The organism is Bifidobacterium scardovii JCM 12489 = DSM 13734, assembly GCF_001042635.1.
Lineage (GTDB): Bacteria > Actinomycetota > Actinomycetes > Actinomycetales > Bifidobacteriaceae > Bifidobacterium > Bifidobacterium scardovii.
In genome coordinates this window covers 1695127-1708681 of sequence record NZ_AP012331.1, presented here as the reverse complement: position 1 = coordinate 1708681, position 13555 = coordinate 1695127, and the positions used below count along the sequence as shown (strand labels likewise).

Annotated in this window: 10 protein-coding genes and 1 pseudogene; 5 read left to right on the top strand and 6 right to left on the bottom strand. The window is 67.8% G+C overall.

All coding sequences use genetic code 11. The features are described from left to right. Positions 1-133: 133 nt before the first annotated feature. Positions 134-1621 carry a sensor histidine kinase gene (locus BBSC_RS07025; protein WP_033519599.1) on the top strand — a complete coding sequence of 496 codons (1488 nt, stop codon included), beginning with the start codon at positions 134-136 and terminating at the stop codon, positions 1619-1621. 181 nt (positions 1622-1802) lie between these two features. On the opposite strand, the gene BBSC_RS07020 is transcribed toward BBSC_RS07025, so the two are convergent. The 3 genes from BBSC_RS07020 to BBSC_RS07010 all read right to left on the bottom strand — a co-directional run bounded on the left by BBSC_RS07020 (position 1803) and on the right by BBSC_RS07010 (position 5768). Beyond that, positions 1803-2078, bottom strand: a complete 276-nt coding sequence (locus BBSC_RS07020; protein ID WP_033520078.1) for a WhiB family transcriptional regulator — start codon at positions 2076-2078, stop codon at positions 1803-1805. 88 nt (positions 2079-2166) lie between these two features. Further along, positions 2167-4119, bottom strand: a complete 1953-nt coding sequence (locus tag BBSC_RS07015; RefSeq protein WP_306558598.1) for an FtsK/SpoIIIE domain-containing protein — start codon at positions 4117-4119, stop codon at positions 2167-2169. 164 nt (positions 4120-4283) lie between these two features. After that, positions 4284-5768: an LCP family protein gene (locus tag BBSC_RS07010; RefSeq protein WP_034535412.1), complete on the bottom strand. Its 1485-nt coding sequence runs from the start codon at positions 5766-5768 to the stop codon at positions 4284-4286. 287 nt (positions 5769-6055) lie between these two features. On the opposite strand from BBSC_RS07010, the gene BBSC_RS07005 reads away from it, so the two are divergent. The 3 genes from BBSC_RS07005 to BBSC_RS06995 are packed head-to-tail and all read left to right on the top strand — an operon-like array spanning position 6056 to position 11141. Continuing rightward, on the top strand, positions 6056-6364 hold the full coding sequence (locus tag BBSC_RS07005) for a WhiB family transcriptional regulator (RefSeq protein WP_033517050.1): 309 nt from the start codon (positions 6056-6058) through the stop codon (positions 6362-6364). A gap of 32 nt (positions 6365-6396) precedes the next feature. Next, the gene (locus BBSC_RS07000) at positions 6397-9609 is read left to right on the top strand and encodes a glycosyltransferase family 2 protein (RefSeq protein WP_033517096.1); all 3213 of its coding nucleotides are present in this window, start codon (positions 6397-6399) and stop codon (positions 9607-9609) included. Beyond that, positions 9606-11141: a DUF5719 family protein gene (locus BBSC_RS06995; protein WP_033517048.1), complete on the top strand. Its 1536-nt coding sequence runs from the start codon at positions 9606-9608 to the stop codon at positions 11139-11141. Before BBSC_RS07000 ends, BBSC_RS06995 begins: the two co-directional genes overlap by 4 nt. Before the next feature lie 90 nt (positions 11142-11231). Here the strand turns inward: BBSC_RS06995 and BBSC_RS14235 are convergent. After that, positions 11232-11321: pseudogene (locus BBSC_RS14235) on the bottom strand (helix-turn-helix domain-containing transcriptional regulator); the annotation flags it as partial. Positions 11322-11547: 226 nt separating this feature from the next. Between BBSC_RS14235 and BBSC_RS12830 the strand changes: the two are divergent. Continuing rightward, positions 11548-12567, top strand: a complete 1020-nt coding sequence (locus BBSC_RS12830; RefSeq protein ID WP_161787634.1) for a DUF4190 domain-containing protein — start codon at positions 11548-11550, stop codon at positions 12565-12567. Between the two features lie 160 nt (positions 12568-12727). Here the strand turns inward: BBSC_RS12830 and BBSC_RS06985 are convergent, their stop codons facing one another. Together BBSC_RS06985 and BBSC_RS13940 are read right to left on the bottom strand one after the other, a co-directional pair. Further along, entirely contained in the window at positions 12728-13189 is a 462-nt protein-coding gene (locus tag BBSC_RS06985; RefSeq protein WP_070098296.1) for a GNAT family N-acetyltransferase, read from the bottom strand. Between the two features lie 76 nt (positions 13190-13265). Further along, the gene (locus BBSC_RS13940; RefSeq protein ID WP_169742218.1) at positions 13266-13439 is read right to left on the bottom strand and encodes a hypothetical protein; all 174 of its coding nucleotides are present in this window, start codon (positions 13437-13439) and stop codon (positions 13266-13268) included. Positions 13440-13555: the final 116 nt, after the last annotated feature.

Here is a 13555-nt window from a genome sequence, read left to right as displayed (position 1 = left end):
AGCCGGATGATTTGTCAAGAGGAGACCTCCTTGCCGGGAATCGTCCCGGCCACGGGCGCGGCGCCGTCGCCGTCTGCGGAACACGCAGGGCGGCGCGTCCGCCCCTTGTGCGGGGTCTGCGTATGATGGGGCTATGGCTGATTTCACACAAGTACTGGCTACGCGCCCCGACTTCAACGACGCGGACCGCGAATGGCTGCACCATCTGGTGGGCGACTGGCAGGTCATCGCCGATCTGAGCTTCGCCGACCTGCTGCTCATCGTGCAGGACGGCAACGGCGACTATGTGGTGGCCGAGCAGTGCCGTCCCTCCACCGTGGTCACGCTGCGCTCCGAGGACGTCGTCGGCAAGAAGGCCCCCGCCGACATGACCGGCGAGCTGGATGCGGCGATGCAGTCCGAGGTCGTGTTCCGCTCCACCGTGCTGCGCTCCGTCGGCAAGTCCACCGTGTGCAACGTGTACGCGCCGGTGCGGCACAACGGCAAGACGCTGGGTCTGGTGATCCGCGAGACCAACATGGCCACGCGCGAATCCAACGGCCGCTATGAGTCGGAGAGCATCAACGCGGGCAAGCATCTGTACGAGATGATCCCGCGCGGCCAGTTCCCCTACACCGATGCGGTGATGAGCCAGCGGCACAACGCGCGCGTCGCCGACGGATTCATGATCCTGACCACGGAGGGCGTGGTGCGCTACGCCTCGCCGAACGCCATCAGCTGCTTCCGCCGGCTCGGGTCGTTGACCCCCATGCAGGGCCGGCTGCTCAGCGAGGCCGGGACCCAGCTGCTGCACGAGAACGACCCGCTGCCCGAATCGCTGCCGCTGGTGCTCAGCGGCAAGGCCGCCATCGACTCCGAACTCGCCGCCAACAAGTCCGCCGTGTCGATGCGCTCGCTGCCGCTGTACGACACGAACGGCCGCACCGGCGCGATCGTGCTGTGCCGCGACGTGACCGAGCTGCGCCGGCGCGAGCAGGAATTGCAGACCAAGGACGCGACGATCTCCGAGATCCACCACCGCGTCAAGAACAACCTGCAGGCCGTGTCCGCGCTGCTGCGGCTGCAGGCGCGCAAGACCAAGTCCGACGAGGTCAAGAAGGAGTTGGAGGAGGCCCAGCGCCGCGTGCAGACCATCGCGATGGTGCACGAGGGGCTGAGCCAGACCGCCGACGAGATCGTCGACTTCGACAAGGTGATCTCGAACCTGCTCAAGATGAGCGTCGATCTGGCCACGATGCGCGACCAGCACATCACCATCGGCTACGTCGGCCAGTTCGGCATGATGCCGGCGCAGGACGCGACCCCGCTGTCCCTGGTGCTCACCGAGCTGATCACCAACGCGGTCGAGCATGGGTTCGAGGGGCGCAAGGAGGGGCATATCGTCATCTCCGTGGGCCGCTCCGGCTCCAACCTCAACGTCGTGGTGGAGGATGACGGTTCTGGTCTGGACCATGAGGAACGCAACGGCATGGCGCGCTCCTCCGGCTCCGGTCTGGGCACGCAGATCATCAACACCTTCGTGACCAACGACTTCGGCGGTTCCGTGCACTGGGAGCAGCGCCGCGAAGGCGGCACCCGCGTGGTGCTCGATATGAAGCTGCGCGCCGCGCAGTCCGAATGACCGGCTGCGCCGTTGCGGCTTCCCGGCGGAATGCTTCGCCGAGGAGCCGCAACGGTGGCAGTGCGGGCGGGGGCGGTTCATGTGACGGACGGCAGGCCTACGACAGACGGCTGGGCCGCGGGGAACGTTCCCCGCGGCCCAGCCGTCTGCATAAATACGAATATAAGCCATGTCTGGCGCGTCAGAGCTGCTGCAGCGCCTGCGAGCGGCGGGCGCGCATCGTGCGGCGCTTGAGCGCGCGACGCTCATCCTCGCTCATGCCGCCCCACACGCCGTAATCCTCGCTGGTGTCCAGCGCGTACTTGAGGCACGCATCGATGACCTTGCAGGTGCGGCACACGGCCTTGGCCTCCTCGGTCTGCTGGTATGCGGCGCCCGTGTTGCCGACCGGGAAGAAGAGTTCCGGATCCTTGTCGCGGCACCCGGCCTTGGCACGCCAGTTAAACGCGTTGTTCATCATGTGTTCGCCTTCCTCACTACCAATTAGGTCGTTCATGAAATCCACTACACAGATAACCACGAACGGCGCGACTTTTCAAGACTTTTCACCCACGGATTTGCAGAAAGCACTGGACCGGCGTCGCGCGGCCGCGCTCGATCAGCACAGCCCGGCCGGGAATATCGGCGTCCGCGGGGGGCATGCGGTCGAGCAGCGGTGCGGGAATGCCATTCATCATATCCGTCGTCCGTTCGCCGGTGGGGAACACGATGCGCGCCGCGCAGTGCTCCGGCACGCGCAGATGCCGTGACGTCTCGACCGCGATGATCACCGTGACGGCCGGATCGGCCATCGCCTCGCGCAGCGTGGCCGCCAGCGGATCGGGACACAGCGGGTCCAGCAGGGGATCGGCGTCGTCGACCAGCCATACCAGGCCGGGGCCGGGCGGCGGATCCGTCCCGTCCCGGTGCGGCACGGGTCCCATGCGGGTGTCCGGACGCGCATCAGTGCCCTGCCCGGAGCCTCGGGTGCGTTGCAGCCGGATCCCGGGCAGGACGCGGATCGACTCGGCGAACAGGTCGAGCAGCGTGGTCTTGCCGCGGCCGCGCTGGCCGATGATGGCGATGTTGCCGCGCGACAGGGCGATGGTCTCCTCGCGCAGCGCCACACCGGTATCGCCCATGGCGAACGGTATGGCGTCACGGCTGGCGACCGGGCCGACGCCGGGCCGGGGCGCGACACGCGGCAGGGGCGCGTTGAACAGTGGCGGGGGCGCCGGCGTCGCGCAAAACCGATGCGCCGTGACGACGGCGTCGGCGAGCGCCGTCAGATCGCGTGCCGCGGCGCAGCGCAGGGCCGTCATGTCCATGCCGTCGTGGCAGTAGGCCGCGCCCGGAACGGCCGGGCTGATGGACGCGGCCAGCGGCGAGCCGAGCAGTTCTCGGGACTGCATGGGGTCGCGCACGCGCAGGCAGACGTTCACCGCGATGTTCGCCTTCATGTCGGCGCTGACCTGCCCCAGCGGATTCTGCGTGCAGGCCACCAGATGCATGCCCAGCGAGCGGCCGAGGGCGGCGACGCGCACCAGGCGGTCCACGGAATCGGGCAGCTGGTCGCGCAGCGCATGGAATTCGTCGACCATGATCACCATGCGGGCCGGGGGATCGGCCAACTGCCGCACGTCGGCGGCATGCCGGGCGGCGACCAGACGCTCGCGGCGCGTGATCTCATGCTCCAGCGCGTCCAGCGCGCGCCTGGCGTGGGCCAGATCGAGGTCGCAGACGCATCCGACGGTGTGGGGCAGCCGTTCCAACTCGCTGAATGCGGCGCCTCCCTTGAAGTCGAGGAACACGAATTGGAGCCGGTCCGGCGGATTGGCGCAGGCCAGCGCCATGCACCAGGTCTGCAGCAGCACCGACTTGCCCGAACCCGTCGTGCCGGCCACCAGGGCATGCGGGCCCTGCGCCACCAGATCCAGCGCGAACGGCTCCGATGCGGCGGTGCCGATCAGCGCCGCCGTGTCAGGCGGCTCCAGCCACCGGCGTACGATGCGCTGCCAGCAGCGGCGGTCGCGCGAGGGATCGATGCCGCTCAGCGTCTCCCACGGCGGGCATGGGCCATCGGCGAAATCCCGGGCCGGATCGTGCGGCCGGGCGGAATGCCCGGTGGCGTCGGGGCCGTCCTCGCGTCCGGCGGATGACGGATCCGTCATGCACGCCGCCGGCACGCGGCCCGCTGCCCGCCGCGGCGACGCGTGCGCCTCGCCGGTGGCCGTCCCGTCGGTGGCGCGGCGCAGGGACGGTATGGCGGCGAGCGCCATGGACGCCGCGCATCCGACCAGACCGGGGGCGACCATCGCGGCGAACATCCAGCGGCGCTCGGCCAGCATCGCGACGAGCATCACCAGCTGCGCGCTCAGCGGCGCCGCCATGGCGACCACGGTCAGCACGGATCCAAGGCCGAGCCCGGGCGCGTCGGATCCGCGCCCGCGATGCCGGTGATGCCGGCCATGGCGGGACGCCGGCATCCGGGATGCGCGGGACGTGCTGCTGTCGCTCATGCGTCGAGTCTGGCCGCACGCGGGCGGGCGGCGCAAGCCGGAACGGGCGTTGTGGTCGAAGGCTTGGCGCCCCGCGCGTGTCGCCATCGGCTCGCGCGGGGCGCCGACGATGTCCTATGGCGATGCGGGACGGGCCTGCTGTCCGGTTCCGAGAACCCGCGGACTCAGCCTTCCTCGGCCAGCGTGCCGACATCGCCGGCCTTGTGCGTGCCGCTGGCCAGCTGGGAGAACAGTTCCTTGTTCTTCGCGTCGTCGAGCAGCACGGAGGAGCCGACGCCGTCCACGTAGTAGTTGGGATTGCTCCAGTACACGCTGCCGCTGACGCCGTTGGAGCCGGTGGCGTCGCGGAAGGCGAGCGCCATCTGCAGCAGCGTGTAGGGGTTGGTCTTCTCGTCGACGGTGATGGAGGCCAGCGCCGCGTTCGCCAGCTTGCCGACCTTGGGGAAGTTGAGCAGCGTGCCGCCGCTGAGCGCCTTCTTCATCACCGCGCCGATGACCTGGCGCTGGCGGGCGGCGCGGCCGAAGTCGCCCTGCGCGTCGGCGTACCGCATGCGCGAGAACGCCAGAGCGGTGGTGCCGTCGGCCATATGGCAGCCCGATTTCCATTCCAGCCCGGAATAGCCGTCGCTGACGTCCTGGTCGTAGCATAGTTCGACGCCGCCGATGGCGTCGACGACGTTCTTCAGCCCGCCGAAGCGGATTTCGGCCACATGGTCGATCTTCTGCCCCGAGAGCGACTCGACCTGCCCGACCAGCGCCTTGTCGCCGTAGAACTGGGAGACGGCGTTGATCTTCATGTACTGCCCGTCGACGTTCATCAGCGAGTCGCGGGGGATGGAGATCAGCGAGCTGTGACCGCTTTTCGGCTTGGTGAGCACCAGGATCGTATCGGTGCGCGAGCCGGTGATGTCGCTGGCGTCCGAACCGGCCACGCCTTCGGTGCCGTCCCTCTCGTCGGAGCCGAGCAGCAGCCAGCTGGTGCCCTTGGTGTTGGCCATATCGGTCAGCCAGTCGGATTTGACCAGATGGCCGTTCACCCAGTTCCATGCGCCGAACACGCTGATCACGCCTACGGCGACCAGCAGGGCCAGCGTGATCAGCAGGACGCGCAGCGGGCGGTGGCGGCGGGCGGAACGTCCCGCGCCTCGTCCCGGGCCGCGCAGGGCGATGGCGGGGGTACCGCCGGAGACCGCCTGCCCGTTGCCCGGGCCGGCTTGGGGATGCGCCGCGGCGTTCGACTGGCGGGAGGGGGAGAACTGGCGGGATTGCAGGCGCTCGCGCCGCGATGCGGCTGTGTACGATGCCGGCGCCGGCGAGGCCGTCCTCGACGATCCCGAGGAGCGACGGGGCTGCCGGTCGGGGGCGGCCGCCGGAGCGAAGCTCTGCGGCTGCGCGGCCGGGGACGCGGGCGCCCCGGTGCCGGCCGCGCCGGACTGCCGGGACTGCGAGGTCCGGGACCGGCGCCCCGAGGACGGGGCGAACGCCGGCGGCGCCGACTCGGCGTGCTGGGAGGGCCGTGCCTCGGACGATGACGGTTCGATGCCGGAGGCCTGCGCCGCATTCCCGGCGCGGCTCGCACGGCGGCGTTGCGCGGACGGAATGAAGCTGGGGGGAGTCGATGGCGTTGCCCCGCCGTTGCCGTCAACCATGCTGATATACCCTTCCCTTGGCCATGCACTGCACAATACTCATGCCACTGTTGCACATGCGACGGGTTCCGGACTCGTCGGGCGTGCATTCCTCTGCAGGAACGGCACATACCGCGTCGTCGGGGAGATCGCGGCGGCTCCGACGGGCATGGGCGCGGGCCGGAGACGCAATGTACCACATATCCGTGCAAAAGCCTCGGATTGACACAGTCTGATTTGACAAATCTCAAGTCGCATGTGTGTAATTAACCGATGGTTGGTCATTCGCTTTCGGTAAGGAGGGACGCATGTGGGGTGTCGTCGATGATTCCGCCGAAGAGCCGTTGAAGGGCCTGAAGGAGCTGTGGGGGCTGTTCAAGGCGGATGACGACCTGTCATGGCATCACAAGGCCCTGTGCTCGCAGACCGATCCCGAAGCGTTCTTCCCCGAAAAGGGCGGTTCCACGCGCGACGCCAAGCGGGTGTGCGCGCGGTGCGAGGTGCGCGAGCAGTGCCTGAAATGGGCCATCGACCACGACGAGCGTTTTGGCATCTGGGGCGGTCTGAGCGAACGCGAGCGCCGCCGGTACAAGAAGGAACATAAGGAGCACGCGTGACGCTGCGCCAGCCGCATGCGTACACTGGAACCATGAATCCAACAGGCAGCAGCGCAATTCAACAGGCCATCGCCGCATCGCTGGCGGCCCGCCCGTACTCCCATCGGCAGGACGTCTCCGCCGATGCGGCGGCGGTGATCACCGTGGAGGAGGACCTGCGGTTCCTCCCCGACACCCTGCGCGCCGTGCTCGCCCAAAGCGTGCTGCCCGGCACGATCGTCATCGTCGACTGCAGCGGGGATACCTCCCGGTCCATGGTGACCGATTTCAGCGTCATTCCCTCGCCGGCGGGGCCGATCTCCAGCGTGCCCGAGGCCAAGACCGTCACGGTGCAGGTGGTTGGGGCGAAAGGCGCCTCGTCGTTCGGCGACGCGGTGGCCAAGGGGCTTTCCCAGGCCCGGCTGCCCGGGCAGGTCCGTGCGCTGTGGCTGCTGCACGACGATTCCCGTCCCGCCGACGACGAATGCCTGTCACGGCTGCTTGACGCGTGGCGCAACAATCCGACCGCATCCCTGCTTGGCGCCAAACAGCTGGACTGGGAGGGCTCGTCCCTGCACGACGTCGGTCTGTACGCCGGCCATCACCGTCTCGAATCGCTGGTCGTGGACGGCGAGGAGGACCAGGAGCAGTACGATGCCCGGCAGGACGTGTTCGCGGTGTCCCTGGCCGGCGCGCTGCTGCCGATCGAGACGCTGCACGCGTTGGGCGGCGTGAACCGGTGGTTCACCACCTTCGCCGAATCGGCGGATTTCTGCCGCCGCGTCTGCCTCAACGGAGGCAGGGTCGTCGTGGTGCCCTCCGCCCGCATCGCGCACCGCCGCGCGCGCTTCGAAGGCATCCGCACCCGCGGGGGAGCGCCGGTGGACGAGCGCGGAACGATCGATACGGCGATGACGGTGATGGACTGCGCGCAGCGCTACCGCTACACCGACACCCGTCTGGCGCTCTGGCCCTTGATCTGGCTGTGGAGCCTGATCGGCGGCATCGGGCGCTCGCTCGCGCAGCTGTTCTCCAAGAAGCCGTATGAGGCGTGGTGCGAGCTGTGCATGCCGTGGAGGGCCCTTGCCTCGCTGCCCGGCGGCATCGCCGCACGCCGGCTGGTGTCGCGCCAGACCAACGTGCCGCCCATGCGGCTGACGGCGCTGAGCGTGAACCGGCAGCAGCTGCGCCAATGGCATGATCGCCGGCAGGCGCTCGACGACCAGCGCCGCACCGTGCTGCTCGGCCCGCTGGCCAGGGCGCATCTGCGCGCCCGCCGGATCCGCCGCTGGTCGCTCGCCCTGGGCATGGCGCTGGCGTCGTTCCTCGTCGTCGCCATCGTCTACCGGCAGGTGTTCGCCGCCGTGTTCTCGGGCGGTTCGCTGTACTCCGACCAGTTGCTGCCGACCTCCGCGGATCTCGGCCAGCTCGCCGATTCGGCCACGACCCTGTGGGTGTTCGGCGCGGGAACCGGCGTTCCGGCGCCCCCCGCGCCGTGGCTGCTGGTCTGGCTGGCGGTGTCGGTGGTGACCGCCGGGCACACGACCGCCGCGCTGGCGCTGATCTTCTTCGCCGCGGCCCCGCTGGCCGCGCTGTCGTTCTGGGCTCTGGCCGGCGTGTTCACCCGCTCGGACGCCGTGCGCGTCGTCGGCGGGTTGCTGTGGGTGGCCTTGGGCCTGGCCATGGGGTTGTTCGACGCAGCGAACCTGCCCATGCTGACCGTCATGGTGTTCCTTCCGGCGGCGTTCGCGTTCGCGTTCCGCGCCGTCGGCCTCTATCACACCGAGGACCAGCTGCACCCCCACCGGTCGGTGCAGGCGGCCGCGCTGGCCTCGCTGTGCTTCATCCCCGTCGTGGCCGCCGAGCCGCAGCTGCTGCTGCCGCTGATCGTGACCTTCCTGGTGTTCCTGATCTTCGTGCCGCGCCACCGCGTGATGCTGCTGCTCATGCCGGTGCCGGCCGCGTTCGTGGTCTCGCCGACGCTGGTCAACGCCGTGCGCTATGCGCGCGACGGCGCGTGGCGCCAGCTGTTCGGCGACGTCATGGTCCCGTCCCGCCAGGTCAACGGCGGGCCCGGAGCCGTCAATCTGGCCGACGTGACCGCCCGGGCCTTCGGCCTGGACGCGGGAGGCGGGATCTGGCCGTTCGGCTCCGACCCCTATGCCATCGCGATCGTCGCCGTCTGCGCGCTGCTGGCCATCCTCGCCGTGGTGGCGCTGTGCCTGCCGTTCGCCCTGCGCGTGGCGCGCATGATGTGGGTCGTCAGCCTCACCGGCGCGGCGCTGGCGATCTGCTGCTCGCGCGTGGCCATCGCGGCCGATCTGGACGGCGACGTCGCCGCCTCCGTGCTGCCAGGATTCACGATGATGCTGCTGGGATTCATGTCGTGCATCTGCGTGCTCGCCGGTGGCGCGGTCAAGCGCTTCGTGCCGCTGCGCGTCGCCGCGGGTGCAGCCGCGGACACCTCCGCCGGCACCTCGGGGGCCGCGCATGCGTCACGGCGCGCGGTCGCCGGAACCCGCCCGGCCTCCGCCGCCAGGACGTCCGCCGCCAGGACGTCCGCCGTCGGGACGTCCGCCGCCAGGACGAAGGCGGTTCATCTGGGTCGCGCCCTGCTGGTCGCCGCCCTGGCCCTGTGCACTGTCGCCACCGGCGGCGTGGCGCTGATCGGCCCGCAGCGCCGCAGCGTCGCCGTGTCGCGGTCCGGCCTGCCCATGGTCGCCGTCGACTATCTGCAGCAGGGGGACGATCATCGCATTTTGGCCCTGCGCGCCGCCTCCGAGACCGACGTCGAATTCACGGTGATGCGCACCATGCGCGGCGACCTGGTCGACAGCTCGCCCCTGCAGCGCGTCCGGCTTGCCTTCGAGGGCAACGACGACGCCGACGCCACGATCGCCGCGGCCGGGGCCAGCCTGTTGTCCGGCGCCGATTCGCAGGCCATCGCGCAGATCAGCCGCCTCGGCTTCGGCGGCATCTTCGTGGCCTCCTCGGGCGGCGACGCCGCCACCGCCGGCGAGCAGCTGCAAAGCAACGTGACCGCCTCGGAGGGCACCCAATCCGTGGTCGCCAACGACAGCGGCACGTATTACCGCCTGACCATCAACAGCGCGGACAGCCAGAACATCGATACCTCGTGGCAGCGGCGCACCCAATCCAGCCAATGGCGGTACGCCTGGCTGTGGTGCATGGGCGTGATCGTCACGCTCTACTGCCTGGTGGCGCTGCCGCGACGGTCCTATCGCTATTACCGGGAGGAATCATGAGCGCACAGGCATCACGGCGGCATGCACGGCGCACGGGGGTCCGCATCGTCCTCGGCGTGCTGACCATGCTGGTCATCATCGCGATGTTCGTCGCGCTGCTCATCGTGCGTCCGCTGCCCTCGCTCGTCGACGCGAGCGCCAAGGGCGAGGCGTCCTCCGAGCATACGGTCAGCCAGCTGCAGACGGAATCCTACTGCCCGGCCCGCATGAGCCTGGCCGATACCGGGTCGTACGGCGACAGCGAATTCCAGGCGTCGGCCGGCGATATCGCCTCCTCGGCGCGCTACGCGGCGTTCGGATCGGTATTCCGCTCCGTCATCGGCACCACCGCGTCCATGGACGGCGCAACCGCGCTGCAGTCCGCGGACGCGGCCGACGTCTCGTCGATCATGAGCGCCTCCGGCAACGTCGACGGCGGTTCGACCCTGCTGCAGACCCGCATGCTCGAATCCAAAAGCGGCACGGGGGCCGTGGCGTCCATGGCCTCCTGGGCGACGGAGGGCGATCTCAAGGGCGTGTCCGCCGTATCCTGCGTCACGCCGGCCCTGACGCACGCCTTCGTGGTCGGCGGCACGGCCACCGGCACCACGCAGCAGCTCGTCATCGCCAACCCGTCCTCCAAGGCCACCTCGCTGGGCGTACGGGCGTGGGGCACCTCGGGCACCGGCGCGCTGACCCTGTCGACGGGGGAGACCGTCACCGTCGAGGCGCACGGCGAGACCACGGTGGATCTGTCGGCCGCCGCCCCCAATCAGGACGGGCTGTACGTGACCGTGTCCAGCGAACGCACCCCGGTCGCCGCGGTGATCCGCACGGTCGCCGCCGACGGGCTCACCTCCAAGGGCTCGGAGGTCATGGCGCCGGCGGTCGAACCCGATGCCACCGCGGTCATGCCGTCCGTGCGCAGGGGCGACGATGTGCGGGTGATCGCCTTCGCCGAACGCGACACCACGACGACCCTGTCGTGGGTGACGGACAAGGGACTGGTCCAGTCCGCCGCGCATGACCTGACCGGAGGCAAGGTCACGGTCATCGATATGGGCAAGGCCCCGGCCGGCGCCCTGGCCGTGGCCTCGACCGCGCAGGACAGCATCCGGCTGACCGCCGAGGTCGGCCGTTCCGGCGACGACGGGCAGGCGGATTTCGCGCTGGTGCGCGCCGAGCGTCCGTCCGCGGTCTCGGCGCTGACCGTGCCCGACCATATGGACGCCACGCTCACCGTCGTGAATGCCGGCACCACCGACGCCGACGGCACCCTGATCGGATACGACGGATCCGGCAAGCGCGTCGGCGACGCCAAGCTCGATCTGTCGGCGAACGCGGCCCGGTCCGTGGACGTCTCCGACATCGGCGATGACGCGGTGACCTTCCGCCTCGATGTGGCCGGTGGCCAGATCGTGTGGGGCGCCCGCCTGACGAACGCGCAGGTCGATGACGCGCATCTGGCCGGTCTCGCATCCCTCGCGCCCACCTCGCTGGAGGAGACCACCGAACGCATCTGGTCGAGCCAGAACGCCGCCATCGTGCGCTAGTTCCTCCGCCCATTAGTTCGGGCTCCCCTCTCGGAGGGGAGCTGTCGGCATAGCCGACGGGGGGAAGCACATGCGAATCGGCTCGATTCAGCTTTTGTACAGGCTTTCGCGGCCCACGCCGGCATCCTTGGCGATCTGGGTCATGCCTCGCGCCTTGGCGACGTTGCCGAGCGCCGCCTGCTGTTAAGCCGGGCAATCGCGGGGAAACCTCATCGGCCCCGTTTATCGGCGCGTCATCATGCGATTACGCTCATGCTTGTGAAACGGCAAAGGGGGCGCAAGAATGGGAACCGGCGGACATCGCAGTCGCCGATACTTTTCCGGTCTGAGAGGGTGCGGCGTTCCCAAACCGTCATAACGCGATCCGGCCTATGAGCCGGCGCGAGAATACATGGAGGATGAGGAAATGAAGGTTTCAGGGTTTTCGGGGAACTTGGAGTTCGATGGCGTGATGGTGCGCATCGACAGGTCGGGGCCCGACAAGGCCGCATTCGGCGGATCCGTGTCGTTCCCGGTCGGCGCCGTCAAAGGCGTGACCGCGCAGCAGGTCGACAAAACAGGGACCACGTACGGTTTCGTGAGCTTCAACGTAGCCCAGTCGGACGGATCGTTGACCGGTATCTGCCGGGACGTTACCACGGCGAGCGCCAACCCGTATTCGGTCCTGTTCACCGCCGAGCAGGAGACCGGCGTGATGCAATTGGTGTCGAATATCGTGGATACGGTGCGTGCCAGCATGCCGGCACAGCCGGTTGCCCAGCCGGTGGCGTCCAACGGGTCCGCGCCTGACGCATATGATCGGGCGAGGAATGCTCCGGCGTCCGCCCGGCGCGCGACCGCTCGTCAGGGCACCAGTGGCCTGGCCATAGCCTCGCTCGTGCTCGGCATCATCGGGATCGTGTTGAGTTTCGTGCCGATTATCAACAATGCCGCATTCATTCTCGGCATCATCGGTCTCGTGCTCGGCATCATCGGCATCGTCAAAACCGGACGCAACTCCGTCAGGGGCGGTCGCGTGCTCGCGATAGTCGGCACCATACTGTCCATCCTCGCGATCGTCATCACCCTGGGCATGCAATACGCCGCATCCAAGGCGTTGGACGACATAGCCAAGGGCAATGTCAACGCCGACGCCGAAACCGTGGAACTGTCCGTAACCGCGACCGGCAAGGGCAGCGTTATGTGGAGTACTGGCGGAAGCAGCAACAACGAGGAATTCGACAAAACATGGACCAAGACCCTGACAGGAGAAGATGCCAAAAAGGGGTACACGGTCACCGTGAGCGGAGACATCATGGGAGATTCGTCGCAAGAGGTGTCATGCAGCGTCAAAATCGACGGAAAGGAAAAGAGCAGCAACAAGGCTAGCGGCGCGAACGGTATAGCGACCTGCGACACCTACGGCATATTCTCCAACGACAAATAACGATAGTCCTGTCCGGGGCCACCGACCCCGGACAGGATCCAAACCTTTGAATGTGCCACCAACACGTTCAAGGCATTGATAAAGCAGCCACCTCGAGAGCCGGAATCGAAAGGAAGATGCTTCGCCCATCATTATACGGGCGAAGCCACACCCAAAAATGTCAGTTCTTATCGTCCTCGTCGATCATGACGGGGGAGTAGAAGTAGAGCCTGTCCGTGGAGAACGGTTCGAATTCCTTCGACCAGATGTCGAATTCGGGATCGTTCTCGTCCCGCCCTTCGTTCTCGAAGCCCGCGTCGGAGAAAAGATGGATGCTGGCCTCGTTCCGGGGATCTATCTGGGTAAACACGTAAGGAGTGCGATCGTGTCTGGCGGCGTCGTTCGCCATCCACCGGAGCACGCAGTCCAGCAGTATCGCGCCGAGATGCCTGCCGCGTTCGCTCAACGCGGTGGCGATGAATGATATTGCGTAACCATTAGACTCCGGAGCGGTGGGATCGTAACCGAATTCACAGAAACCGATGACGGACGCGTTTGGGGTCTCCCCGTACTGGAGAACCATACGATACATCCCCGGCTCGTCCTTGATGCGGAGTCCTCGGATATAGCGTTGCACGTCCATCGCGTATTCCGGGCCGTTCGGCTCGCAGCAGACGAAACGGCGCAATGCGAGCTGATCGTCGGAGTCGCACAGACGACTAGTGACGATCGCTATTCTCAATATTCTGCGCCTTCTTCGCGAGTCGCGCCGGACGGTTCATCAGCGCGCGGTGCAGTCGCATCCATTTCTCGTCCACGGCGTTGCGTGGCTTGCCGTCCTCGGGCGGCGCGTAAGCCGGGATTGGCTTTACAGCGGTATCCATCATGGTCATGGCTGCCTCCTTTCCGATTTTGGCGTAAACAGGCAGCTTACGTATTGTCTTGTCCCTTGTCAAATCCCATTAAAACACATCAAAACCGGTTAAAACACGTTAAAACCGGAAAACCC

Excerpts from the sequence above, each read along its gene's own strand:
- BBSC_RS07025 (WP_033519599.1), top strand. The coding sequence starts at position 134 with ATGGCTGATTTCACACAAGTACTGGCTACGCGCCCCGACTTCAACGAC.
- BBSC_RS07020 (WP_033520078.1), bottom strand. The coding sequence starts at position 2,078 with ATGAACAACGCGTTTAACTGGCGTGCCAAGGCCGGGTGCCGCGACAAG.
- BBSC_RS07015 (WP_306558598.1), bottom strand. The coding sequence starts at position 4,119 with ATGAGCGACAGCAGCACGTCCCGCGCATCCCGGATGCCGGCGTCCCGC.
- BBSC_RS07010 (WP_034535412.1), bottom strand. The coding sequence starts at position 5,768 with ATGGTTGACGGCAACGGCGGGGCAACGCCATCGACTCCCCCCAGCTTC.
- BBSC_RS07005 (WP_033517050.1), top strand. The coding sequence starts at position 6,056 with ATGTGGGGTGTCGTCGATGATTCCGCCGAAGAGCCGTTGAAGGGCCTG.
- BBSC_RS07000 (WP_033517096.1), top strand. The coding sequence starts at position 6,397 with ATGAATCCAACAGGCAGCAGCGCAATTCAACAGGCCATCGCCGCATCG.
- BBSC_RS06995 (WP_033517048.1), top strand. The coding sequence starts at position 9,606 with ATGAGCGCACAGGCATCACGGCGGCATGCACGGCGCACGGGGGTCCGC.
- BBSC_RS12830 (WP_161787634.1), top strand. The coding sequence starts at position 11,548 with ATGAAGGTTTCAGGGTTTTCGGGGAACTTGGAGTTCGATGGCGTGATG.
- BBSC_RS06985 (WP_070098296.1), bottom strand. The coding sequence starts at position 13,189 with ATGGACGTGCAACGCTATATCCGAGGACTCCGCATCAAGGACGAGCCG.
- BBSC_RS13940 (WP_169742218.1), bottom strand. The coding sequence starts at position 13,439 with ATGACCATGATGGATACCGCTGTAAAGCCAATCCCGGCTTACGCGCCG.